General features: G+C 62.7%; 23 protein-coding genes and 1 tRNA gene. 21 read left to right on the top strand and 3 right to left on the bottom strand.

Annotated features, from left to right (window positions below; translation table 11 throughout):
* Positions 1-27: 27 nt before the first annotated feature.
* The 3 genes from P8R33_RS09115 to P8R33_RS09105 are packed head-to-tail and all read left to right on the top strand — an operon-like array spanning position 28 to position 4,298.
* The gene (locus P8R33_RS09115; protein WP_278328659.1) at positions 28-1,377 is read left to right on the top strand and encodes a M20/M25/M40 family metallo-hydrolase; all 1,350 of its coding nucleotides are present in this window, start codon (positions 28-30) and stop codon (positions 1,375-1,377) included.
* 12 nt (positions 1,378-1,389) lie between these two features.
* Complete coding sequence (gene rnr / locus P8R33_RS09110) at positions 1,390-3,726, top strand: ribonuclease R (protein WP_278328658.1); 2,337 nt, start codon at positions 1,390-1,392, stop codon at positions 3,724-3,726.
* Positions 3,727-3,776: 50 nt separating this feature from the next.
* Complete coding sequence (locus P8R33_RS09105; RefSeq protein ID WP_278328657.1) at positions 3,777-4,298, top strand: peroxiredoxin-like family protein; 522 nt, start codon at positions 3,777-3,779, stop codon at positions 4,296-4,298.
* A 4-nt stretch (positions 4,299-4,302) separates the two neighbouring features.
* Here P8R33_RS09105 and P8R33_RS09100 read toward each other — a convergent pair whose 3' ends face one another.
* Positions 4,303-4,755 carry a universal stress protein gene (locus P8R33_RS09100; protein WP_278328656.1) on the bottom strand — a complete coding sequence of 151 codons (453 nt, stop codon included), beginning with the start codon at positions 4,753-4,755 and terminating at the stop codon, positions 4,303-4,305.
* Between the two features lie 128 nt (positions 4,756-4,883).
* On the opposite strand from P8R33_RS09100, the gene P8R33_RS09095 reads away from it, so the two are divergent.
* The 8 genes from P8R33_RS09095 to P8R33_RS09060 all read left to right on the top strand — a co-directional run bounded on the left by P8R33_RS09095 (position 4,884) and on the right by P8R33_RS09060 (position 12,443).
* The gene (locus P8R33_RS09095; RefSeq protein ID WP_278328655.1) at positions 4,884-6,224 is read left to right on the top strand and encodes a pyruvate dehydrogenase complex dihydrolipoamide acetyltransferase; all 1,341 of its coding nucleotides are present in this window, start codon (positions 4,884-4,886) and stop codon (positions 6,222-6,224) included.
* Between the two features lie 65 nt (positions 6,225-6,289).
* Positions 6,290-6,697, top strand: a complete 408-nt coding sequence (locus tag P8R33_RS09090) for an endonuclease domain-containing protein (RefSeq protein WP_278328654.1) — start codon at positions 6,290-6,292, stop codon at positions 6,695-6,697.
* Positions 6,690-7,076, top strand: coding sequence for an acyl-CoA thioesterase (locus P8R33_RS09085; RefSeq protein ID WP_278328653.1), 387 nt, complete (start codon positions 6,690-6,692; stop codon positions 7,074-7,076). Before P8R33_RS09090 ends, P8R33_RS09085 begins: the two co-directional genes overlap by 8 nt.
* A 169-nt stretch (positions 7,077-7,245) precedes the next feature.
* Complete coding sequence (gene lpdA, locus P8R33_RS09080; protein ID WP_278328652.1) at positions 7,246-8,661, top strand: dihydrolipoyl dehydrogenase; 1,416 nt, start codon at positions 7,246-7,248, stop codon at positions 8,659-8,661.
* A gap of 22 nt (positions 8,662-8,683) precedes the next feature.
* Complete coding sequence (locus P8R33_RS09075; protein ID WP_278328651.1) at positions 8,684-10,543, top strand: cation:proton antiporter domain-containing protein; 1,860 nt, start codon at positions 8,684-8,686, stop codon at positions 10,541-10,543.
* Positions 10,543-11,478, top strand: coding sequence for an aminotransferase class IV (locus P8R33_RS09070; protein ID WP_278328650.1), 936 nt, complete (start codon positions 10,543-10,545; stop codon positions 11,476-11,478). The genes P8R33_RS09075 and P8R33_RS09070 overlap by 1 nt, the downstream gene beginning before the upstream one ends.
* Positions 11,475-12,206, top strand: coding sequence for a sulfotransferase-like domain-containing protein (locus P8R33_RS09065; protein WP_278328649.1), 732 nt, complete (start codon positions 11,475-11,477; stop codon positions 12,204-12,206). Before P8R33_RS09070 ends, P8R33_RS09065 begins: the two co-directional genes overlap by 4 nt.
* A gap of 51 nt (positions 12,207-12,257) precedes the next feature.
* Positions 12,258-12,443: a hypothetical protein gene (locus P8R33_RS09060; RefSeq protein ID WP_278328648.1), complete on the top strand. Its 186-nt coding sequence runs from the start codon at positions 12,258-12,260 to the stop codon at positions 12,441-12,443.
* Between the two features lie 131 nt (positions 12,444-12,574).
* Here P8R33_RS09060 and P8R33_RS09055 read toward each other — a convergent pair.
* Positions 12,575-12,664 (bottom strand) — tRNA-Ser (locus P8R33_RS09055).
* 119 nt (positions 12,665-12,783) lie between these two features.
* Here P8R33_RS09055 and P8R33_RS09050 point away from each other — a divergent pair.
* The 10 genes from P8R33_RS09050 to mazG all read left to right on the top strand — a co-directional run bounded on the left by P8R33_RS09050 (position 12,784) and on the right by mazG (position 21,711).
* Complete coding sequence (locus P8R33_RS09050) at positions 12,784-13,806, top strand: lytic murein transglycosylase (RefSeq protein WP_278328647.1); 1,023 nt, start codon at positions 12,784-12,786, stop codon at positions 13,804-13,806.
* Between the two features lie 43 nt (positions 13,807-13,849).
* A complete protein-coding gene (locus tag P8R33_RS09045) occupies positions 13,850-14,779 on the top strand; it encodes an SPOR domain-containing protein (protein ID WP_278328646.1) in 930 nt (309 codons plus the stop codon).
* 33 nt (positions 14,780-14,812) lie between these two features.
* On the top strand, positions 14,813-15,979 hold the full coding sequence (locus P8R33_RS09040) for a D-alanyl-D-alanine carboxypeptidase family protein (RefSeq protein WP_278328645.1): 1,167 nt from the start codon (positions 14,813-14,815) through the stop codon (positions 15,977-15,979).
* Positions 15,976-16,614, top strand: coding sequence for a dTMP kinase (gene tmk, locus P8R33_RS09035; RefSeq protein WP_278328644.1), 639 nt, complete (start codon positions 15,976-15,978; stop codon positions 16,612-16,614). The genes P8R33_RS09040 and tmk overlap by 4 nt, the downstream gene beginning before the upstream one ends.
* Entirely contained in the window at positions 16,614-17,561 is a 948-nt protein-coding gene (locus P8R33_RS09030) for a DNA polymerase III delta subunit-related protein (RefSeq protein WP_278328643.1), read from the top strand. The genes tmk and P8R33_RS09030 overlap by 1 nt, the downstream gene beginning before the upstream one ends.
* Positions 17,554-19,113 carry a methionine--tRNA ligase gene (gene metG, locus P8R33_RS09025; protein ID WP_278328642.1) on the top strand — a complete coding sequence of 520 codons (1,560 nt, stop codon included), beginning with the start codon at positions 17,554-17,556 and terminating at the stop codon, positions 19,111-19,113. The genes P8R33_RS09030 and metG overlap by 8 nt, the downstream gene beginning before the upstream one ends.
* Positions 19,113-19,889: a TatD family hydrolase gene (locus tag P8R33_RS09020; RefSeq protein ID WP_278328831.1), complete on the top strand. Its 777-nt coding sequence runs from the start codon at positions 19,113-19,115 to the stop codon at positions 19,887-19,889. Before metG ends, P8R33_RS09020 begins: the two co-directional genes overlap by 1 nt.
* Complete coding sequence (locus P8R33_RS09015) at positions 19,886-20,653, top strand: MBL fold metallo-hydrolase (protein ID WP_278328641.1); 768 nt, start codon at positions 19,886-19,888, stop codon at positions 20,651-20,653. The genes P8R33_RS09020 and P8R33_RS09015 overlap by 4 nt, the downstream gene beginning before the upstream one ends.
* On the top strand, positions 20,650-20,817 hold the full coding sequence (locus tag P8R33_RS09010; RefSeq protein ID WP_278328640.1) for a hypothetical protein: 168 nt from the start codon (positions 20,650-20,652) through the stop codon (positions 20,815-20,817). The genes P8R33_RS09015 and P8R33_RS09010 overlap by 4 nt, the downstream gene beginning before the upstream one ends.
* A gap of 117 nt (positions 20,818-20,934) precedes the next feature.
* Complete coding sequence (gene mazG / locus P8R33_RS09005; protein WP_278328639.1) at positions 20,935-21,711, top strand: nucleoside triphosphate pyrophosphohydrolase; 777 nt, start codon at positions 20,935-20,937, stop codon at positions 21,709-21,711.
* Here the strand turns inward: mazG and hflX are convergent.
* On the bottom strand, positions 21,708-23,006 hold the full coding sequence (hflX, locus tag P8R33_RS09000) for a GTPase HflX (protein ID WP_278328830.1): 1,299 nt from the start codon (positions 23,004-23,006) through the stop codon (positions 21,708-21,710). The two genes, mazG and hflX, sit on opposite strands and share 4 nt — an antisense overlap.
* Between the last annotated feature and the right edge of the window lie 17 nt (positions 23,007-23,023).

Raw genomic sequence — 23,023 nt, 5'->3', positions numbered from 1 at the left:
CGACGCGTTTGGCCGAGAGCTTCGGCCATGAAAAAACTCTCCCTGTTCGCCGCCCTCCTTGCCACCACACCGCTCGCCGCGCAGGGGGCTGATCCTGCTGCCGACGTCTCGCAGGAGCGCCTGCGAGCGGATATCGACACGCTGGTCGGCTTCGGCACCCGCCACACGCTGTCGGAGCAGGACAATCCGGAGCGCGGCATCGGTGCGGCAGTCGACTGGGGGCTGGCCGAATTCGGCCGCATTTCCGAAAGCTGCGGCGGTTGCCTGACGATGGTTGCGCCCGAACGCATCGAAGAGGGCCGCCGCTTGCCGCGCCCGACGCGCATCCGCAACGCCGTCGCGATCCAGCGCGGGACCGAGCGGCCTAACGAGGTCGTCATCGTGCAGGCGCATATCGACAGCCGCGTCACCGATGCGATGGACTGGGAAAGCGATGCGCCAGGCGCAAATGACGATGGCTCCGGTACGGTGCTGGTCCTCGAAGCTGCGCGCCAGCTCGCCAAAAACAGCTATCCGGTCACCATCGTCTATGCGCTGCTCTCGGGCGAGGAGCAGGGGCTCTACGGCGGACGCCTGATGGCGGACTATGCCGAAGAGCAGGGCTGGCAGGTCAAGGCCGTGCTTAACAACGACGTGGTCGGCAATAGCTGCGGCAGCGACGGCTATTGCGATCCCGACCACGTCCGCGTGTTCTCCGAAGGCCCGCGCGCCGATCTGACCGACGCCGTCCGCGCCGCCCAGCGCCGCGAGGGCGGAGAGAACGATAGCCCGAGCCGCAACCTTTCGCGCTGGCTCGACAATGTCGCCGACGAGACCGAGGGCGGGCTCGACGTGCGCCAGATCTGGCGGGTCGACCGCATGGGGCGCGGCGGGGACCAGATTCCGTTCATGGAGAAGGGCTTTCCCGCCATCCGCATCGCCGTGGCGGTCGAGGATTACGAGCATCAGCACCAGGACCTGCGGACCGAAAGCGGAACCGTCTATGGCGACACGGCGGACGAGATGGACTTCGCCTATCTCGCCAAGGTGACGCAGTTCAACATCCGCGCACTCGACAAACTTGCTCGAACCCCTGCCCCACCAGCCTCAACTGCGGAAGCCGCCGTGCAAACCTACACCGACATCGCGTGGAGCGAGGTCCCGGGCGCTGTCGGCTACACCGTGTGGCAGCGCCGCACCGATGAAGCCTATTGGCGCGAAGAGCCGGTGATCGAGAATATCGTCGCGACCAATGCCAGGCTGGAAGGCGTGCGCGGCGACGACTGGATTTTCGGAGTCAGTGCTACCGGTGCCGACGGGTCGCGCAGCCCGGTCTCCAGCGCTGTCCCGGCAGGCCAATTCGCCCCGATCCCGGTGGAAGAGGATGAAACCGAGTAAGCCCATCCCCATATGGCGCGCATGACAAAACAGAACAAACATCGGAAGCCTAAGGGCCTGCCGAGCAACGAACAGATACTCGAATTCATCCAGACCTCCGAGACGCCCGCCGGCAAGCGGGAGATTGCCAAGGCGTTCGGCCTCAAGGGGCAGGAGAAGATCGCGCTGAAGAAGCGCCTCAAGGACATGGCCGAAGAAGGCCTGATCGACGGCAAGCGCACCGCCTATCACCGCATGGGCGGCGTGCCGAAGGTCACCGTACTGAAGATCGTTGCGATCGAGGACGGTGAAACGGTTGCGGAGCCTGAAAATTGGGCGCCCGACAGCAAGGAAAAGCCGCCGCGCCTCATGGTCAAGGAAAGCAGGAAGATGGCTGCGCTCAAGCGCGGCGATCGCATTCTTGCGCGTAACGAGGAAACCGAACGCGGCTGGCGCGCGACGCCGATCAAGAAGCTGCCCGCCCGCACAGAAGGCCTGATGGGCGTGGTCGAGAAGGACGGCAGCGGGAATTACTGGCTCGCGCCGGTCGACAAGAAGGTGCGCGATTCCTCGCCCATCGGCGATGTCGGCGAGGCCGAGGTCGGCGAGCTGGTGCTGGCCGAGCGCATGGGAAAATCGCCGCGCTCCAAGGTCAAAGTGGTCGAGGTCGTCGGCGATCCGCTGGCGCCCAAGGCCTTCAGCCTGATCGCCATCGCCAAGCACGGCATCCCGCATATTTTCCCGCGCGAAGTCATCGAAGAGGCGGAGCGTGCGGTCGATCTGCCGCTTAGCGACGAGCATCGCGAAGACCTGCGCGATGTCCCCATTGTCGCAATCGACCCCGCCGACGCGCGCGACCACGACGATGCCATCTGGGCCGAGCCCGACGGCAAGGGCGGCTACCGGGCCATCATCGCGATTGCCGATGTCAGCTATTACGTGCGCCCGGGCAGCCAGCTCGACCGCGAGGCGAGGAAGCGCGGCAATTCGGTCTATTTCCCCGACCGGGTCGTGCCCATGCTGCCGGAGGTGTTGAGCGCCGACGTTTGCAGCCTGAAACAGGATGTCGACCGTGCGGCCATGGCCTGCCACATCCGCATCTCGCCCGAGGGCAAGGTCACCGATTGGCGCTTTACCCGCGCCATCGTGCGGCTGGCGAAGAACATCGCTTACGAGGACGCGCAGGCGGCCATCGATGCCGGCGATGCGCCGGAATACCTCACGAACCTGTGGGGCGCTTGGAAACTGCTCTACGAGGCCCGCGAGGCGCGCGACCCGCTCGATCTCGACTTGCCCGAACGGCAGGTGAAGCTGAACGACGACGGCGTGATCGAAGAAATCGCCGTGCGCGAACGGCTCGATGCGCACCGCGTCGTCGAGGACTTCATGATTGCAGCTAACGTCGCCGCAGCCAAGGCACTGGAGGCGAAGAACGCGCCAGTCGTGTACCGGGTCCACGAAACCCCGAGCCGCGAGAAGCTACTCGCGTTCAAGGAATATCTGGCCAGCCAGGGTCGCAAGTTCGCCATGGGGCAGGTGATCACCCCGGGCCTCTTCAATCGCATGATGAAGGACATTTCCGATCCGGCGGAAAAGGCGCTGATCATGGAAGCGGTGCTGCGCAGCCAGACACAGGCCTATTACGGGCCCGCCAATGCGGGTCACTTCGGCCTCGCGCTGGGCAGCTATGCGCACTTCACCTCGCCGATACGCCGCTATGCCGACCTGCTGGTCCACCGCGCGCTGGTCGATGCCTACAAGCTCGAGCAACCGAAGCCGAAGCCGAAGCTGGACCTGCCGGAAGGCTCGGGTCTGTCCGATCGCGACAAGACCGCGCTCAGCCAGATCACCGATGCCATCAGCCAGACCGAACGGCGCGCCATGGAGGCGGAGCGCGATACGATCGACCGCTATGTCGCGGCATGGCTCTCGGGCCGTGTCGGCGAGACCTTCGACACGCGGATTACCGGCGTACAGGGCTTCGGCTTCTTTGCCACCATCGACAAGCTCGGCGGCGACGGGCTGGTCCCGGTCAGCACGCTGGGCCGAGAATATTTCACTTACGACGAGAAGGCCCAGAAGCTGGTCGGCGAGAAGAGCGGCACCGAATACGCCGTTGGCGACCGGCTGAAGCTGAAGCTGGCCGAGGCCAATGCGCTGACCGGTGCGCTCAAGTTCGAAGTGCCCGACAGCGACGGGCATGGTGTCGAAAGTCGCGGTAATCGCGCCGAGCCGAAGAAGCGCTCGCACCAGCGCAAGGGGGCTCCCAAGAACGGGTCCAAGAAAGGCAAGGGCGCACCACGCCAGAAGCACGATCAGGGCAAGCGGGGGCGGCCGGGCAACATCCGCCATCGGGGCCGCAAGAAGTAGCTTCGGAACGGGCCGGGGCAGGGGTCATTGATGCTCTAAAAGGAGACATCATGCCCCAGCTTATCCCCGGCCAGAAAGTGCCCGATCTCGACCTGCCGCTGACCATCGACGCGCGCTTCGAACTGTCGAAGCAGGAGCCCGAGAACTACACCATGCTGGTGTTCTATCGCGGCAAGCATTGTCCGATCTGCAAGAAATACCTGACCGAACTCGGCGGGCGATTGTCCGACTTTACCGACAAGGGCATCAATGTGTTCTCGGTCAGCATGGACAGCCCCGAGCGTGCCGCCGTTGCGCATGAGGAGTGGGAGACCCACGACCTGCCCATCGCCCACTCGCTCGCCAAGGATAAAGCCCGCGAATGGGGCCTCTACATCAGCGAAAAGCGCGAAGGCAGCGAGGAGCCGGATACGTTCTCCGAACCCGGCCTGTTCCTGGTGAAGCCCGACGGGACGCTGCATCTGGCAGTGGTCCAGAGCGCGCCGTTCACGCGGCCCGATCTCGACGACCTGCTCGAAGGCCTGACCTATTCGATCGAAAAGGGCTACCCGACGCGCGGCACGCTGACCTGAGCGATCAGGCCAGCGCGTCCAGCTCGTCTTTCGAAATGCCGCCGGGGATCAGGTAGAGCGGGCAGGGCAGGTTCCCCGCCGTTGCCGCGAAATGGTTTACGAGCGGGCCGGAATTGCCCTCCGCGCTCGTCGCCAGCACCAGTGCCGCGATATTGCCGTGCTCCTCGATATATTTGCGGATGACGTCGGCTGGCGCGCCGGGGCGCACGGCGATAGTCGGCATTTTGCCCATCTCGCCGAAGATATTGCCCGCGGCCGAATTGGCCATCACCTCCGCCCGGTCGCGCGCTTCCTGCTCGATCGTCGCCTGCACCCCGCCGAAGGCATTGAAGGTCTGCTGCGGTACCAGCGCCAGGATGTGCACGGTCCCGCCGGTCTTGTAGGCGCGCAGGCTGGCGAACCGCAGCGCCCGCTTCGCCTCCTCGGTTTCGTCCATCACGACCAGATAGATACGCATCCAAAGTCCCCTCTCTTGCACGCGGGCCTATCTTGTAATTCGTATTCTGCGCAAGGACCTTGCTTGCCCGTGCCATTTTGGCCAGAGGTGCGGGCGAACTCTCTCCCCAGCGAGGACGTAACGTAAACATGCCCACGCCGATCAAGATGCCCGCCCTGTCGCCCACCATGGAGGAGGGCACGCTCGCCAAATGGCTGGTGAAGCCGGGCGACAAGGTGGAAGCCGGCGACATCATGGCCGAGATCGAAACCGACAAGGCGACGATGGAATTTGAAGCCGTGGACGAAGGCACGATCGCCTCGATCGCGGTCGACGAGGGCAGCGAGGGTGTGAAGGTCGGGACCGTCATCGCGATGCTCGCGGAAGAGGGTGAAGACCTGGACGAGGCGGCTGCGGCTGCTCCGGAAGGGGGCGATACTGCTGCTGAGAGCAAATCGGACAGCGAGCCGGACGCCAAGGCCGAACCCGCCAAAGCCGCACCCCGCAAAAGCGCCGAGCCCGCCCGCACTCCCGTCGAAGTCGATACGAAAGCCCCCGCTGCGCCGAAAGACGACAGCGGCGAGCGTATCATCGCCTCGCCGCTTGCGCGCCGCATTGCCGAGCAGAAAGGCGTCGATCTCGCCAACGTGACTGGCTCCGGCCCGCGCGGCCGCATCGTGAAGGCCGATGTCGAAGGCGCGGAAGACGGCAAGGCATCCGCTCCCGCCAAGCAGGACGCGACTGCCGAAATGGCCGAACCGCGCACACCCAGCAAGACGCCGGCCGAAAGCGAATACGGTGCGCCCTACGAGGAAGAAAAGCTCACCAATGTCCGCAAGGTCATCGCCCGCCGCCTGACCGAGAGCAAGCAGCAGGTCCCGCATTACTACCTTGCCGTGGACGTGCGGCTCGATGCGATGCTCGACCTGCGCAAGCAGCTCAACGCCGGGCTGGAGGCGGACGGGGTCAAGCTGTCGGTCAACGATCTGCTGATCAAGGCGCTGGCCCGCGCGCTGATGCGCGTGCCGCAATGCAACGTCAGCTTCCAGGGCGACACCATCCACCGCTACAAGCGCGCCGATGTCTCGGTGGCCGTTGCCGCGCCGACCGGCCTCATTACCCCGATCATTACCGAGGCGGATACTAAGGGCCTCGCCGCGATCAGCACCACGATGAAGGAGCTTGCGGAGAAGGCGCGCGAGGGCAAGCTGCAACCGCACGAATACCAGGGCGGCACGGCCAGCCTCTCAAACCTCGGCATGTTCGGCATCAAGCAGTTCGACGCGGTCATCAACCCCCCGCAGGGCATGATCATGGCCGTCGGCGCGGGCGAGCAGCGCCCCTATGTGGTCGACGGCGCGCTGCAGGTTGCCACGGTGATGACCGCCAGCGGTTCGTTCGACCACCGTGCCATAGACGGCGCCGATGGCGCGCAGCTGATGGAGGCTTTCAAGCAGCTGTGCGAGAACCCGATGGGGCTGGTGGTTTGACCTCTCCAACTTCGACTAGCGAGCAAGCTCGCAAGTCTGCGTATCCACTCCGGCAAGCGGAGAGGATGCAAAACTCCTCTCCCCTCGCGGGAGAGGAAGGGGCCCGCCGCGAAGCGGTGGGAAGGAGAGGGGGCAAGCGCAACCTGCTCCCACTCGCAAAGCGCATGCGCCAACAACCGACCGAGGCAGAAGCCAGATTGTGGTCGTTACTGCGAGCGGGTCGAATGGCTGGCGCTAAATTCAAGCGACAGAAACAGATCGATGACTACATTGTGGATTTTGTCTGTTTCGGAACGCGGTTGATAATTGAGGCCGATGGATCGCAACACGCGAATAACCCTAAAGACCTGATCCGTGACGATTGGTTGCGAGCGCAAGGCTTCCGTGTCCTGCGCTTCTGGAACAACGACATCCTGCTCGATACCGATGCAGTCGCAGGGGCTATCCACGATGCGGTGACCCGCAATGCCTGACCGCTCCCCCCTCATCCGAGTCACGGCGATGCCGACCGACCTCAATCCTTATGGCGGGGTATTCGGCGGGTGGCTGATGAGCCAGATGGCACTCGGTGCAGGATCGCTGGCGAGCCGGGAGGGGCAGGGCAAGGCGGTGGTGGTCTCGGCAACCGATTTCGCCTTCCCCGGCGCGATGGCGGTGGGCGACGAGCTGTCGGTCTATTGCGAGATCCTCGCCACCGGCAACACCTCGCTGACCATCGCCGCCGAAGCCATCGCCCGGACACGCAATGGCGAGGCCGAGACCAAGGTGGCGAGCGGCACGTTCAAGTTCGTGATGCTGGGAGACGATGACAAACCGCGCCCCGTCCGGGCGGTCGGAAGCAAGTGGGCGTGATGCTGTCCTACAGAGGGCCGTTCATGGCAGATGAAACGCATGACCGCCGCTTACGCCTCCGTGACCTCAGCCGAAAGCACCCGCTCGCGACCCCGAAGAATTTTCCCGCCTGGACTGTGTAACACCCGGTCCATGTCTGAGACGAAACGAGAGATACCAGAGACGAATCATGGCTGAAACCCAATATGACGTAATCGTGCTCGGCAGTGGACCCGGCGGCTATGTCGCTGCGATCCGCTGCGCGCAGTTGGGGCTGAAGACCGCCATCGTGGAGCGCGAGCTGCTCGGCGGGATTTGTCTCAACTGGGGCTGCATCCCGACCAAAGCGCTGCTGCGCTCTGCCGAGATCAAGCACTTCATGGAGCACGCGAGCGACTACGGCCTGAAGGTCGCGGGCAAGATCGAAGCCGACCTCGAAGCGGTGGTGAAGCGCAGCCGTGGCGTCGCCAAGCAGCTCAACCAGGGCGTCACGCACCTGATGAAGAAGAACAAGATCGCGGTCCACATGGGGGAGGGCACGCTGACTGGCCCGACCAGCCTCACCGTGAAATCGGATAAGGGCGAGGAGAAGCTCAGCGCCAAACACGTGATCGTCGCCACCGGTGCCCGCGCGCGCGACCTGCCTTTCGCCAAGGCGGACGGCATGCGGGTGTGGACCTATCGCACCGCCATGACCCCGCCGGAAATGCCGAAGAAGCTGCTGGTGATCGGCAGCGGCGCGATCGGGATCGAGTTCGCAAGCTTCTACAACGACATGGGCGCGGACGTGACCGTGGTCGAAATGCTCGACCGGATCGTGCCGGTGGAGGACAAGGACATCTCCGCCTTCCTCGAGAAGAACCTGACCAAGCAGGGCATGACGATCATGACCGGCGCGGGCGTCGAGGATCTCAAGGTCTCCGACAAGGGCGTGAAGGCGAAGATCAAGGACGCCAAGGGCAAGGTCGCCGAGACCGAGTTCAGCCACTGCATCGTCGCCATCGGCATCGTGCCGAACACCGAAGGCATCGGCCTCGACAAGCTGGTCGAAATGGACCGCGGCTTCATCCAGATCGACGGGATGGGGCGCACGAAGTCGAAGGGTCTGTGGGCCATCGGCGACTGCACGCCCGGCCCCTGGCTGGCGCATAAGGCGAGCCACGAGGGCGTGACCGCCGCCGAAGCCATCGCGACCGAGCTGGGCGTGAAGGGCCTTCACCCGCACGCGCTCGACCGCGCCAACATCCCGGGCTGCACCTATTGCCACCCGCAGATCGCCAGCGTCGGTCTGACCGAGGAAAAGGCGAAGGAAGCGGGCCACGAGGTCAAGGTGGGCACCTTCCCCTTCATCGGCAACGGCAAGGCCATCGCGCTGGGCGAGGCGGAGGGCTTCTGCAAGACCGTGTTCGACGCGAAGACGGGCGAGCTGCTGGGCGCGCACATGGTCGGCGCGGAAGTGACGGAGATGATCCAGGGCTTCGTCGTCGGCAAGACGCTGGAGACCACCGAGGCGGAGCTGATGCAGACCGTCTTCCCGCATCCGACCATCAGCGAGAGCATGCATGAGAGCGTGCTGGCGAGCTACGGCAGAGCGTTGCACATCTGACCGGGCAGGATAGGGAAGGGCGATGACGAGCTTCCTGATCCTAGCCTTCCTGCTCCTCGTCGCAGGCGTGGTGGCCGTTCCACTGGCGAACCGATTCGGCCTCGGCTCGGTGCTCGGCTACCTGCTGGCGGGTATGGCGATCAGCCCGCTGCTCGGCGCGCTGAATGTCGACGTGGACGCACTGCAGGTCTTCGCCGAGTTCGGCGTAGTGATGATGCTCTTCATCATCGGCCTCGAAATGGAGCCAAAGCGCCTGTGGGAGATGCGCGGCAAGCTGGCGGGGCTGGGCGGCGGGCAGGTGCTGCTGACGACCGGCGCAATCTTCGTCATCGGGCTGATCGCGGCGAACCCGTGGCAGACCGCGCTGGCCATCGCGCTCATCCTCGCGCTCTCCTCCACGGCGATCATCGTCCAGACGCTGACCGAGAAGAACCTGCTGCGCAGCGAAGGCGGCGAGGCCAGCTTCTCGGTGCTGCTGGTGCAGGACGTGGCGGTAATCCCGATCCTGGCGTTGCTGCCGCTGCTTGCGATGCCGGAGCTCTACAGCGCTGCCTCGGCGGGGCACGGCGGGGAGGGCGCGCATGGCGGAATCGATCTGACCGAGGCGATGCCCGTCTGGCTTGCCGGCCTCTCGCGCGTCGCCGCAGTCGCCGCGGTCGTCGCGATCGGCATCTACGCCATCCGCCCGCTGTTCCGCTATATCGCTGCAGCTAATCTGCGCGAGCTCTTCACTGCAGCCGCGCTGGTCGTAGTGATCGGCATCGCCCTGCTGATGTCGCTCGTCGGCCTCTCGCCCGCGCTGGGGGCCTTCGTCGCCGGTGTCGTGCTGGCGACCAGCGAGTACCGGCACGAACTGGAAAGCGACGTCGATCCGTTCAAGGGCCTGCTGCTGGGCCTGTTCTTCATCACCGTCGGCGCCGGCATCGACTTCGGGCTGGCAGCCGGAATGATCGGCGAAGTGGTGTTCTGGGCGGCGGTGACGATCCTCGCCAAGCTGGCAGTGCTCTTGCTGGTCGGATACAGCTACGGACTGCGGCGACAGGCGCTCTGGCTGTTCGCGCTCAGCCTGCCGCAGGCTGGCGAGTTCGCCTTCGTCCTGATCGCTTTTGCCGTCGGCAATGCCGTGTTGGACCAAGCGATGGCCGACCTGCTGCTGCTCGTAGTCGCGCTGACCATGCTGGTCACCCCGCTGCTATTCATCCTCTACGACAAGGTCGTGGCGCGCGCCCACTGCACTGGCCAGCAGGCCGAGGCGGACACGATCGACGAGGAGAACCAGGTCATCATCGCCGGGCGTGGTCGGGTCGGCGGGATCGTCGACCGCATGCTGCAGGCCGCGGGCTACTCCACCACTGTCATCGACTACGACAGCAAGCATCTCGAGATGGTTCGCAAGTTCGGCTTCCGCAGCTACTTCGGCGATGCGACGCGGCCCGACCTCCTGGCTTCGGCAGGTATCGACAAGGCCAGGCTGCTGGTCGTCGCGCTCGACGAAAAGGAGCAGATCGACAAGTTAGTGAAATACGCCGTCGCCAACTTTCCGAAGCTGCATGTGACCGCGCGGGCGATCGACCGAAACCACGTCTACGAGCTGTGGGCCTATGGCTGTCGCGACATCATCCGCGAGACCTACGACAGTTCGCTGCGCATGGGGCGCTCGGCATTCGAGGCACTGGGCATGGATCGCCAGCAAGCGCGCGCGGCGACCGATGCCTTCGAGGAAATGGACCGCAGCTCGATGCGCGAAGTCGCCGACCTCTACGATATGGAGATTCCGTTCGAGCAGAACCAACCGCTGATCGCCAAGGTCAAGGAACTGCGCAGCGAGTGGGACCCGATCCTGCGAGAGCAGATGGACGAAATCCTGAAGAGGGGCCACTGATGGACGCCGAAACTCGCGGAACACATCTCTACGTCGCCGACGAGCGCAACGAGAATGTTCTGATCGATATCAATGGCGAGCACCACCGCCGCCCCGAGGCGAAGATCAGCGTCTTCGACAGCGGCTTCATGCTCGGCGACGGGGTGTGGGAGGGCATTCGCCTGCACCACGGAAGGCTCGCCTTCCTCGATCGCCACCTAGACCGTCTCTGGCGCGGGGCAAAAGCGATCCACATGGATATCGGCATCCCGCGCGAGGAAATGGAGCGGCGCTTATACGCCGTGCTCGACGCGAACGGGATGGATGGGGAGGGCGTCCATATCCGGCTGATGGTCACCCGCGGCATCCGCTCCACGCCCTATCAGGATCCCCGCGTGGTAGTGACCCCTGCGACCATCGTGATGATCCCGGAATGGAAGGAGCCCGCGCCGGAAACGGCGACGCGCATGCTGACGCTCGCCACGGTCCACGTGCGCCGCGGCTATCCCGATGTGCAGGACCCGATGCTCAATTCGCATAGCAAGCTCAACTGCATCACCGCCTGTATCCAGGCAGCGCAGGCCGGGGCGGACGAGGGCCTGATGCTCGACCCGCACGGCTTCGTTGCGACCTGCAATTCGACGCACTTCTTCATCGTGCGCGATGGCGAGGTCTGGACGTCCAGCGGCGACTACTGCCTCGACGGGATCACGCGCGGCGTGGTGATCGAGATCGCTAGGGAGGCCGGCATGACGGTGCGCGAGCGCAACTTCTCGCTGACGCACGTCTATGGCGCCGAGGAGGCTTTCACGACCGGAACCTTCGCAGGTGTCGCTCCGGTGGGAACGATCGACGGTCGCGTGATCTCCACGCAGCGCGGCCCTGTCGTCGAACGCCTCCAGCAGCTCTATCTCGACCGCCTTGCAAAGGATGTCGCGGGGATGGACCGCCCATGACCATTCGCATTGCCATGTGGTCCGGCCCCCGCAATATCTCGACCGCCATGATGCGCAGCTTCGGAGCGCGGGCCGACTGCGCCGTTTCCGACGAGCCTTTCTACGGCGCGTTTCTGCAGACCAGCGGGGACGATCATCCTTTCGGACGCGAAACGATCGATTCGATGGATTGCGACTGGCATTCGGTCCTCAAGACACAGTCCGGGCCTGCACCGGGCGGCAAGCCGATCTGGTATCAGAAGCATATGCCGCATCACATGGTGGGGCCGGTCTCGATCGAGGACATGCCGCAACATCGCCACGCCTTCCTCATCCGCGCTCCCGAGAGGGTCGTGGCGAGCTATCGCAAGAAGAACGAATTGCGGCGCCCCGAAATGCTGGGGTTTGCGCAGCTACGGCGCTATTTCGAGTTAGAGAGAGATCGATCGGGCCGTGTCCCGCCGGTGGTGGACTCGGACGACATTCTCGCAGATCCGGCCCGCGTACTCGAACGCTTGTGCGAGGCTCTCGAGATACCGTGGGACCCGGCCATGCTGTCCTGGGAAACCGGACCCCACGCCGAAGACGGCGTCTGGGGTGCGCACTGGTACGACAAGGTCAACGCATCGACCGGTTTCGGCAAAGCCCCCAAGCAGATGTCACAGCTGGACGGAGAATTCGCCCGGGTCGCCGATGCCAGCCGCGATGATTACGAGGCGCTCTCACGGCACCGACTCTCGGTCGACTGAAACGCTGCAACCCACTGTCTTCTCATGCGTTACGGTACGGAGGAGACGATCATGGAATATGAAATCGACGATCAGCCGCAGGGCGAGGAAGACGATCTGGAAGCACAGCGCGATGGCGGTATCGTGGAAGATCACATCGCTCTGAAGAACCAGTCGAGCGTCGAGGCAGAGGATTATCCCGCCTGGGAACGCGCCGATCAATCTTTGGTTCGCGGTCCTAAAAAGAAGAAGGACTAGCTGGCGGACAGGGTGGGATTGCCCTGCGCTTCGCTCCGGACGTCTCCGCGCGATGCGCTCCGATTCCGAACCCGGCAGGTCCTCGGCGTCGTCGCGATCTGCAAACAGAAGCGCCCGATTGGCGTATTTGCTGGCGGACAGGGTGGGATTCGAACCCACGAAGGGCTTGCACCCTTGCCGGTTTTCAAGACCGGTGCATTCAACCGCTCTGCCACCTGTCCGCGAGCGAAAGGCTAGCTAGCGTCAAGCATCCGGCTTGTCACGACCGACACGGCTCATTTCGTAAGGCCATGCGAAATCCGACACTTGCCATTCATCCCGCGTCTGCGAGAATTGGGACATGACATTGAAGAAAATCCTCGCCCTCACCGCCGCTCTCGCCCTGTCGCTGCCCGCCACCTCCGCAACAGCGCAGAGCGATTTGTCGTTCGATGCCTATATGCAGCTGCTGATCGCCCGAGCGCGCGCCGAGGGCGTTTCTGAGAGCACGCTTCAGCGTATGACCGCCGGTCTCGAACCCAACCGAAGGGTTATCGAACTCGATCAATCGCAACCTGGCTCACCCACTAGCAGCGGCTATCCTCCACTTGCACCTTACATCGCCACGCATGTCGACAGCGCGCGTATCAATGGTGGCCAGCGAGCCTATGCGAATTACCGTTCCCGCCTGCGCGCCATCGAAAGCGAGTACGGTGTACCGGCCGAGATCCTCGTGGCGATCTGGGGACATGAAACTGCCTACGGCGCCGTAAAGGGCGGCTTCGATCTCTCGCAGGCCCTCGCCACTCTGGCATGGGAAGGGCGCAGGCGCGACCTATTCGCCGGGGAATGGGTTGCCCTGATGAAGGTGGCCGACAAGGGCTATTCGCGCAGCGAGCTTAAGGGCAGCTGGGCCGGTGCTTTCGGAAATCCGCAGTTCCTCCCTTCCGTCTATCTCCGCTTGGCCGCCGACGGAGACGGTGATGGGCGTGCCGACATCATGAACAACGGCAATGACGCACTTGCGTCCATCGCAAACTACTTCCGCGATTCCGGCTGGCGTGCTGGGCAGCCGTGGGGTGTACGCGCATCTGTCCCCAATGGGTTCAATGTCGCCGCCTATCGCACAACCATCGATGCGCCTGTATGCAACCGGGTGCATGAACGGCACAGCGTGTACAAGAGCGCCGCCGAATGGCGTGCGCTCGGCGTCCAACCCCAACGTGCGCTTGCGCCTGACACACTGGTGACGCTGTTCCAGCCTGACGGCCCGGGCACTCCCGCTTGGCTCTTAACCTCAAATTATCGGGCGATCCTCGAATATAATTGCTCGAATTATTATGCGATGAGTGTGGGGCTGCTGGCAGATGAAATTGCCCGATAGGTTTGGAGTTTTCTGTGCCGCGCTTTTGTTGGGCGCGGCAGGGATGCCTCCCGGCGCTCATGCTCAGGAAGCAGCGGACGCCCTGACAGGGCCGGCCGCCGACTACCCGATAGTGCTCGGTGATCCCTATGTAATCGACGGCCAGACCTTCACGCCGGTCGATACGATGAATTACGATCGCGTTGGATATATCGCCGCCGATGAAGATGGCGCCGGTGTTACCGGGGCACACAAGACCTTGCCTCTGCCAAGCTATGTCGAGGTAACTTCGCTCGATACCGGTCGGACGATCCTCGTACGTCTGGAGAGACGGGGGCCAATGACGACCGATCGGCTGCTTGCGCTGTCACCCGGCGCGCTCGCGCAACTTGGGGCAACTGACGGTGCGCCGATACGTATGCGCCGGGTCAATCCGCCCGAAGAGCATCGTGCGATGCTGCGACAGGGAGAGGAAGCGCCGCTGCGCATGGATACCCCCGCCAGCCTCGTCGAGGTGCTCAAGCGACGGTTGCCGGACGCCGGCTCCGCGTCCTTGCGCGATCCACCTGCGGTCAGCGGCAGGGAGCCGGATACTGCGACAATACCGGCCATCGACCCGAGTGTGGACTTGCCGGCTCCTGGCGAGAGCCGTTCCGTGACGACCGATGCGAGCGAGGAAAACGATAGCCAAGAGCTAACTCTAGTTGAAATTGCCAAGCCGGACCCGGTGCCTGCAATCGACGATACGGAGCAATCCGATCTCGCCCTACAGGCCCCTGCAAATAACGGCCGCTTCGTCGTGCAATTGGGCGCATTCTCGGTACGTGCCAATGCAGAGCGCCTCGCCGAGAAGGTCGATGGGTTCATCACGCCGAGCGGTTCGCTCAGCCTCGTTCGCACCGGCCCGTTCGCGAGTAGGGAAAAGGCCGCGCAGGCGCTCGCAAAGCTGCAGGGTGAAGGCTATAGAGACGCCCTGATCCAAACCGCAGAATAGCCGGCCGGACCGCATCCGGCCTGCAGGAACCGCATGCGCAAGCAACTGACTTTTCTTTCGGCACTGGCCCTAACACTACCGACGATTGCAGGGGCACAGCAGCCGCGATCCGAAATCGAACCGGCAATCCCCAACGTCGAGGCCGCTCCGATTGCCTATCTGATCGATGCCCAGAGCGGCCAGGTCTTGTTTTCGCGCGAGGCCGACCGCCGGTTCATGCCCGCTTCTATCACGAAAACCATGACCACCTTCCTCGCTTTCGAGTGGATGGAGGAGGGCAGGCTCTTCCCGCAACAGGTCTACACGATCCGCCCGGAAACATTCCGCAAGTGGCACCGCGTCGGCTCGACCATGTTCCTGCCGGCCGATGCGCGGGTCACTGTGGACGATTTGCTGCACGGGATCACCACCATCTCCGCCAATGACGGGTCAATTGTGCTGGCTGAAGGCGCGGCCGGCACGCTGGAAGACTGGCTTGCGGCCATGAACGCCAAGGCCAGCGAGATCGGCATGAAAGACAGCCGCTTCGGCACACCGAACGGCTGGATGGACGAAGGCGGTACATTCACCACGGCGCGCGATCTGGCGCTGCTCGGCCAGACGATGATCGCCCGGCACCCCTCCAAATACGCCCATTTCTTCGGAGCGACCGGTTTCGAATACAACGGCATTGCCCAGCGCAATCACGATCCCATTACCGGCGTCGTGCGCGGTGCCGACGGGATCAAGAGCGGCTTCACCAACCAGGCCGGCTACGGCTTTCTCGGTTCCGCCGAGCGGGACGGGCAACGACTGATCATGGTGGTTGCGGGTAGTCCGCGCGGAACGATGCGTAACGAGGCTGCCCGCAGTTTAATCGAATGGGGTTTCAACTCCTTCGATAGCAGGCTGCTCGCGCCAGCAGAGCAGCGGATCGCGACCGCACGCGTGCAAGAAGGGTCAGCGCGATCCGTCGGCCTTCATGCTCGGGGAAGGGTCCGGATCGCCACTCCGCGCGGGAAAGATCCTAAGGTGACGCTTTCAATTCGTTACGAGGGCCCCATCCGCGCGCCTGTAAGCGAGGGCGAGCGGATCGCGGAATTGATCGTCGAGATCGAAGGCATGCCCGAGAGCCGCATCCCTCTCTATGCGGAGCGAGATGTCGAAGTGGCCAGCCCGGTTCAGCGCTTGGTCAATGGCTTTGTCGGTTGGGTATCATGACAAGCGGACGCTTCATTGCTTTCGAAGGTGGGGAAGGCATGGGCAAATCGACCCAGGCCCGCATGCTTGCAGACGCACTCGAGGCGCGAGGCGTCTCCACTTGTCTAACGCGCGAACCGGGCGGCACATCAGGCGCCGAGGCCATCAGGGGCTTGCTTCTCGATCCTCCCGGCGAAGGCTGGACGAAGGAAGCCGAGGCCCTGCTTTTCGCGGCCGCAAGGGCGGATCATGTGGCGCGGCTTATCCGACCTGCGCTGGAAGAAGGACGATGGGTCATCTGCGACCGTTTCCTGGACTCGAGCAGGGCTTATCAGGGGGCCGGGGGAGGACTCGGGGACAAGACCGTACGTGATCTGCACACAATCGGCAGTGACGGGCTGCTGCCGGACATGACGCTTGTCATCGATGCAGAAGCCGCGGAGGTCGATCGGCGGCTTACCGAACGCGACGGCGGGTTTTCCGACGCCATCGGTGGAAGAGCGGCAGAGTATCATGCGTCGGTCAATGCCGCTTTTCGTGACTTCGCCGTGAAGGAGCCCGACCGCTTCGCACTGATCGATGGTTCCGGTTCCATGGAAGATGTCCACGCTCGTGTACTCCACGCGCTCTCACCTTTGTTCGTCGAGAGCCATTGATGTTCCTCGGACATCAGGACGCATGGCGCGAATGGCGCGAAGCCGGGAAGGGTAGCCGGATGCATCACGCCTGGTTGCTCGCTGGCCGAAGGGGCGTGGGCAAGGCGAGCTTTGCTGCGGCGGCGGCGCGCGAACTGCTCGACGCGCCCACAGACTTGGAGCACCATCCCGATATCCTCCTGCTCACGCACGAGCCGAAGGACGAGAAAGAGGAGCGCAAGCGCGCCGACGGCAAACCGTTCGAACTCGCGCGCAGCATTCGCATCGCACAGGTCAGGAGGATGCAGCAGCGGCTGACCACTCGACCGACGGCGGGCAATCGCCGCGTCATCATCATCGACCCGGCGGACGATCTTGAGCGGAACGCAGCCAATGCTTTGCTCAAGAGCCTGGAGGAGCCGCCCGAGGGGACGTTCTTCCTGCTCGTGGCCCATAGTCCTGCCCGGTTACTGCCGACGATCCGCTCCCGCTGCCGCGTCTTGCGTTTTCCGGTCGTGCCTGATGGGGCGATGGCTTCGCTTCTCGCCGAGCTTGCGCCTGGAGCCGATCAGGCAACGCGAGACGCAGCCGTTTCCGCTGCGGCAGGATCGCCCGGTGCAGCGCTGTCCTTCGTCGACCTCGATCTCGGCAAGGCTGCCACGCTGATGCGCAACATCCTCGAGACTGGGGACCCGGACTTCGCGTTGCGCGGTCGACTTGCCGGGGCGATCGGCGCGCGTCCGGATCGCGAACGATTGCAAGCCGTCCTCGACCTTGCGCGCTCGGCACTGGCGGACAGATTGGAAGCGCAAACGGGATCTACGCTCGCGCTGATAGATGCACACAGCGAACTTGTGCGCCTCACCGGCGAACAGCCGACCTATAATTTCGATGCAGGGCTGCTCGCCATGGAAATCGGCACCTTGCTCGCCAAGGCGGCTCCGGCTAGCGAGCGGGCCAATGTCTGAACCATATTATATCACCACCGCGATCCACTACCCGAACGGTAAACCGCACATCGGCCACGCCTACGAGACCATCGCAGCCGATGTGATGGCGCGTTTCCAGCGTCTGCGCGGGCGAGAAGTACGCTTCCAGACGGGCACGGACGAACACGGCCTGAAAATGGCTCAAAAAGCTCGCGACCTCGGCCAGACTCCGCGTGAGCTGGCAGACGAGATGTCGTCTGCCTTCAAGGATTTGTTCGACGTTCTGAATATCTCGTACGACCGCTTCATCCGCACAACCGACGCCGATCATCATCGCGCGAGCCAGGCGATCTGGGAAGCGATGGAAGCGAAGGGCGATCTCTACCTCGATCGCTATGAAGGTTGGTATTCGGTCCGCGACGAAGCCTATTACGACGAGAAGGAACTGATCGATGGGGATGGGGGCGAAAAGCTATCTCCCCAAGGCACGCCGGTCGAATGGACCGAGGAAGAAAGCTGGTTCTTCCGCCTGTCGAATTATGCCGAGCCGCTTCTGGAATTGCTAAGAAAGCCGGGTTTTCTCGAGCCGACAAGCCGCCGCAACGAGATGATCGCTTTCGTCGAGCGCGGCTTGCAGGATCTCTCCGTCAGCCGCACGAGCTTCGACTGGGGCGTGAAGGTTCCTAACGCCGATGGGCACGTGATGTATGTCTGGGTCGATGCGCTGACGAACTATATCACCGGTCTCGGCTATCCCGACGGCGGCGAGCTGTGGGACACGTTCTGGCCGGCCGATCTTCACCTAATCGGCAAGGACATCGTACGTTTCCACACGATTTACTGGCCCGCCTTCCTCATGAGCGCCGATCTACCATTACCGAAGAAAGTCTTCGGCCACGGCTTCCTGCTGAATCGCGGCGTGAAGGAATCGAAATCGGCGGGCAATGTTACCGATCCGATGGAACTCGCCGAAACCTTCGGTGTGGATGCGCTCCGCTATTTCCTGATGGCGGAGGTGACCTTCGGACAGGACGGCAGCTATTCCGCGGAAGCTCTTGTTACCAAAGTGAATGCCGAGCTCGCCAACAGCTTCGGCAATCTGGCGCAGCGCACACTATCGATGGTGGCGAAGAACATGGACGGCACGCTGGAAGCTTTCGAGTCTACAGGCGACGACAAGGCGCTGTTGGCTAAAGTGCGCGACGCCTGCGCCGTCACGCTGCCGCAGGAGTTCGAGGCACTCAATTTCTCGGTTGGGATCGAAGCTTGGCTCCGCGCGGTCTTTGCCTGCAACCAATATGTCGACGAACAGGCCCCTTGGGCGCTGAAAAAGACCGATCCGGAGCGCATGAAGGCAGTGCTCCAGACATTGCTCATCGCGATCCGCGACCTTGCCGTCGCGATCCAGCCCGTCGTCCCCGAAAAAGCGGCAGCAGTGCTCGATCAGCTTGGCGTCCCTATGGAGCAGCGAAATTACGCCGCGCTTACCGACGAAAGCTGGTTCATGGCCAATGTGGCTTCCGGACGACAGATCGAAAAGCCGACGCCGGTATTCCCGCGGCTTGAACTCCCTGAAGTGGAGGCCGCGTGATGCTCGTCGATAGCCATTGCCATCTCGAATACGAAGGTTTGGTAGAGGATCGGCCAGCCATCCTCGATCGCGCGCGCGCGGCCGGGGTCACGGCATTCCTGAATATATCGACCAAGCAGTCGGAATGGGCGCAGGTCGTGAGGACGGCCGAGCAAACTCCCGAAGTATTCGCCAGTGTTGGCATCCATCCGCACAATGCCGACGCACATCTCGATCTCAAGCGGGAGGAATTGCTCGAGGCTACGATGAGCCGGAAAGTCGTCGGTATCGGCGAAACCGGTCTGGATTACTATTACGACCATTCGGATCGCTCTGCGCAGCAGCGCCTGTTCCGCACGCATATCGACGTTGCGCGCGAAACTAGGCTTCCGGTCATCATTCACACACGAGATGCGGAAGATGACACGCTTTCCATTCTCGAAAACGAACTGGGGCAGGGGGCCTTCCCCGCGTTGATCCATTGCTTCACCGCTTCGGCGGAGTTTGGCGCACGGGTGCTGGAAATGGGCCTATCGATCTCGATCTCGGGCATCGTGACCTTCAAGAATGCCAAGGACTTGCAGGAATTTGCGAAGACCATTCCTCGCGATCGGCTGCTGGTCGAAACTGATAGTCCGTTTCTTGCTCCGGTCCCGCATCGCGGCAAATCCTGCGAGCCGGGATATGTGCGTGACACTGCCGCATTCCTCGCGGAACTGCGCGGCGAGAGCCTTGACGACCTCGCCGATTATACGACGCGCAATTTCTTCAGCTTGTTCAGCAAGGCGACGCAGTGAAACTGCTGATGCTCGGCTCGGGCACGTCAACCGGGGTACCGCGGATCGGCAACGACTGGGGCGAATGCGATCCCGGCGAACCGCGGAACCGGCGCAGCCGTGTGTCCATCATCGTCCAGAACGATACCGGCCAGCGGATTCTGGTCGATACCTCGACAGATCTGCGGAGCCAGCTTCTGGCGAACGATGTCGACAAGGTCGATGCCGTGTTCTGGACGCATGATCACGCCGACCATTGCCACGGTATCGATGACTTGCGCGTCATGCGTTACGACCGCAGCAATCCGTTGCCTGGGTTTGCAAGCAAGGTGACCTGCGAGCGCCTGCGCCGCAGGTTCGATTACGTCTTCGAAGGACAGTTCGGGTACCCGACGCTCATTGGCTTGCAAGAAGTTACGGAAAAACCGTTGGTTGCAGGGTTTTCTTTCGATTACGTCGAAATGCCTCACGGGCCCGTCACAAGCACTGGTTTCCGCTTCGAAGCGGATGGCCGGTCGCTTGTCTATGCAACCGATTTTAGCGAGATCACCAAGGAGATGCTCCGCTGTTTCCAGAAAGCGGATCTCCTTGTGGTCGATTGCCTTCGCCGGAAAAAGCACCCGACGCATGCCAACTTAGAGATGGCGCTCGAGCTTGGACGGAAAACAAAGGCACGAAAAACCGTCCTAACGCATATGGACAAGAGCATGGACTATCGGAGTCTTTGTGCCGAGGTACCCGCTAACGTGCTGGTCGGTTACGATGGCCTGGAGATGGCGGCATGAACGAATACCAAATCGTCTCGCTGATTTCTTTGACAGGCTTTCTGATCTTGATTGCCGCTGGCTTCGCCAACCGCGACGTTAGCTGGCGCAAGGGGTTGTTCATGGCGGGGGCATGGGCTGGCATTTTCGCAATCGTTATCCTCGTGATCGACATTGTCAGCTAATTATCGACTACCCCTTCATTTTACATAATATATATTATCACTCCAGTTGACTAAATGCGGTGGAAGGTTCCCGCTGGGCCCCTTTCTCCACCGGAAGCGTCAGGCTATTTCGTCTGCATGACCGCTCAACTGAACCGTCTTCTCGCAATCATGGCGCGGCTACGTGATCCGGAACGCGGCTGCGAATGGGATACGGCGCAGACGTTCACCACCATCGCGCCCTACACGATCGAAGAAGCCTATGAAGTCGCAGATGCCATCGAGCGGAATGACATGGCGGACTTGCGTGGAGAACTCGGTGACCTGCTGTTCCAGGTCGTCTTCCATTCCCGGATGGCGGAAGAGCTCGGCCACTTCGCATTCGACGACGTTGCCAAAGACATTTCGGACAAGATGGAAGCCCGCCATCCGCACATCTTCGGGGACGAAGGCGGCGTGATGGAAGATAGTCGCTGGGAAGATCTGAAAGCCGCCGAGCGCGAGGCAGGTGGATCGACCAGCGCGATGGATGGCGTCGCAAATGCGTTGCCGGCGTTGTTGCGCTCCTACAAATTGCAGAAGCGCGCGACACGGGCCGGATTCGACTGGCCCGATACCGCCGGACCGATCGAAAAACTTCAGGAAGAACTTGGCGAACTTGATGAGGCGGAGAGCGATGACGAACGTTTGCTCGAAGCGGGCGACGTCCTATTTGTCGCAGTCAATATCGTGAGGCGCTACGGCGTCGATCCCGAACAGGCTTTGCGAGCTTCGAATGCGAAATTCGAACGGCGCTTTCGCCACATGGAGCGCCTTACCCGGTCGGAGGGGCGCGAATTTGCTAATCTTGCGCTCGACGAGCAGGAAGACGTCTGGCAGAAAGTGAAAGCGACCGAAAAAGGCCCGAACGCTTAGTCCTGCAGACTTTGAAAGCGTCCGTATTCCTTATCGGACAGTTTCACGACCAGACTGCGCCGCCCGTTATCGCCCTCCTGCTCGTCCGAGAGAACATGGCCGTGCTGATGCAGCCAGGCGAGAGCCTTCCCCTCGTCGGCTTCCAGCGTGATCTCGTGCTCGCGTGATCCTGCCGTCAGGATGGCATCGACGCAAGAAAGGAAGTCATTGATCCCTTCCCCGGTCAGCGCGGAAATAGCGACCACGTCCTTGTCTGCGGAGGCAACTTCCTCGAGTTCGGCTCGCTCCTCATTAGATAGAAGATCCAGCTTGTTCCACACCTCAAGGATCGGGATTTCACTCCCCTCGCCCTGCTCGCCTACTACACCCAATTCGGCGAGAACCTGCAGCACCTGCTTCTTTTGCGCATCGCTCGACGGATTCGACATGTCGCGCACATGGCAGATGACGTCCGCTGCGGTCACCTCCTCCAGCGTGGCGCGGAACGCCGCCACCAGTTGTGTCGGCAGATCGGAAATGAAGCCGACAGTATCCGACAAGATCGCCTTCTCCACGCCCGGCAAGGCGATGGCGCGCATCGTCGGATCCAGCGTGGCGAAAAGCAGGTCTTCGGCCATCACTTCGGCCCCGGTCAGGCGATTGAACAGTGTGGACTTGCCGGCGTTAGTGTAACCGACGAGAGCGATCACCGGCCAGGGTGCACGTTCGCGACGTTCGCGATGAAGGCCGCGCGTTTTTCGGACCTGCTCCAGTTCCTTGCGCAAACGTCCCATGCGCTGGCGGATCATCCGACGGTCGGCCTCGATCTGGGTCTCGCCCGGGCCGCCCAGGAATCCGAAACCGCCGCGCTGCCGCTCGAGGTGGGTCCAGCTTCGCACAAGACGGCTCTGCTGGTAGTCAAGATGGGCTAGTTCGACTTGCAGGCGACCTTCGGCAGTGGCCGCACGTTCGCCGAAAATCTCGAGGATCAGGCCGGTGCGGTCGATGACCTTGCGCTCGAGCTTTTCCTCAAGATTGCGCTGCTGGATCGGGCTCAAGGCGCCATCGACCACCACCAGTTCAGCTTCGTCCTGTTCGCAGGCGATGCGGATGTTTTCTACCTGGCCTGCGCCGAACAGCAGGTTTGGACGCACCTCCCTGACCGGCAGGACGAAGCTTTCCGCCACGATAATGCCGATCGCGAGCGCGAGCCCCTCCGCCTCGGCCAGACGCGAGTCTGCATCGAGATCGTAGACCATGCCTCTGATGTCAGGGCACACGACGAGAGCCCGCGCGCCGCGCGACACCTCACCCATCAGGTCGTCGTCGAAAC

It is taken from the genome of Qipengyuania flavescens, assembly GCF_029688735.1.
Classification (GTDB): domain Bacteria; phylum Pseudomonadota; class Alphaproteobacteria; order Sphingomonadales; family Sphingomonadaceae; genus Qipengyuania.
The sequence above is the reverse complement of the archived record's forward strand: the minus strand, read 5'-3'. Positions and strand labels throughout refer to the sequence as shown.

Coding starts and splice junctions, on each gene's coding strand:
- P8R33_RS09030 (WP_278328643.1), top strand. CDS start 16,614: ATGTTCCTCGGACATCAGGACGCATGGCGCGAATGGCGCGAAGCCGGG.
- metG (WP_278328642.1), top strand. CDS start 17,554: ATGTCTGAACCATATTATATCACCACCGCGATCCACTACCCGAACGGT.
- P8R33_RS09105 (WP_278328657.1), top strand. CDS start 3,777: ATGCCCCAGCTTATCCCCGGCCAGAAAGTGCCCGATCTCGACCTGCCG.
- P8R33_RS09065 (WP_278328649.1), top strand. CDS start 11,475: ATGACCATTCGCATTGCCATGTGGTCCGGCCCCCGCAATATCTCGACC.
- lpdA (WP_278328652.1), top strand. CDS start 7,246: ATGGCTGAAACCCAATATGACGTAATCGTGCTCGGCAGTGGACCCGGC.
- P8R33_RS09115 (WP_278328659.1), top strand. CDS start 28: ATGAAAAAACTCTCCCTGTTCGCCGCCCTCCTTGCCACCACACCGCTC.
- P8R33_RS09060 (WP_278328648.1), top strand. CDS start 12,258: ATGGAATATGAAATCGACGATCAGCCGCAGGGCGAGGAAGACGATCTG.
- P8R33_RS09090 (WP_278328654.1), top strand. CDS start 6,290: ATGCAAAACTCCTCTCCCCTCGCGGGAGAGGAAGGGGCCCGCCGCGAA.
- P8R33_RS09050 (WP_278328647.1), top strand. CDS start 12,784: ATGACATTGAAGAAAATCCTCGCCCTCACCGCCGCTCTCGCCCTGTCG.
- P8R33_RS09045 (WP_278328646.1), top strand. CDS start 13,850: ATGCCTCCCGGCGCTCATGCTCAGGAAGCAGCGGACGCCCTGACAGGG.
- tmk (WP_278328644.1), top strand. CDS start 15,976: ATGACAAGCGGACGCTTCATTGCTTTCGAAGGTGGGGAAGGCATGGGC.
- rnr (WP_278328658.1), top strand. CDS start 1,390: ATGGCGCGCATGACAAAACAGAACAAACATCGGAAGCCTAAGGGCCTG.
- P8R33_RS09020 (WP_278328831.1), top strand. CDS start 19,113: ATGCTCGTCGATAGCCATTGCCATCTCGAATACGAAGGTTTGGTAGAG.
- P8R33_RS09100 (WP_278328656.1), bottom strand. CDS start 4,755: ATGCGTATCTATCTGGTCGTGATGGACGAAACCGAGGAGGCGAAGCGG.
- P8R33_RS09040 (WP_278328645.1), top strand. CDS start 14,813: ATGCGCAAGCAACTGACTTTTCTTTCGGCACTGGCCCTAACACTACCG.
- P8R33_RS09010 (WP_278328640.1), top strand. CDS start 20,650: ATGAACGAATACCAAATCGTCTCGCTGATTTCTTTGACAGGCTTTCTG.
- P8R33_RS09075 (WP_278328651.1), top strand. CDS start 8,684: ATGACGAGCTTCCTGATCCTAGCCTTCCTGCTCCTCGTCGCAGGCGTG.
- hflX (WP_278328830.1), bottom strand. CDS start 23,006: ATGGGTGAGGTGTCGCGCGGCGCGCGGGCTCTCGTCGTGTGCCCTGAC.
- mazG (WP_278328639.1), top strand. CDS start 20,935: ATGACCGCTCAACTGAACCGTCTTCTCGCAATCATGGCGCGGCTACGT.
- P8R33_RS09095 (WP_278328655.1), top strand. CDS start 4,884: ATGCCCACGCCGATCAAGATGCCCGCCCTGTCGCCCACCATGGAGGAG.
- P8R33_RS09085 (WP_278328653.1), top strand. CDS start 6,690: ATGCCTGACCGCTCCCCCCTCATCCGAGTCACGGCGATGCCGACCGAC.
- P8R33_RS09070 (WP_278328650.1), top strand. CDS start 10,543: ATGGACGCCGAAACTCGCGGAACACATCTCTACGTCGCCGACGAGCGC.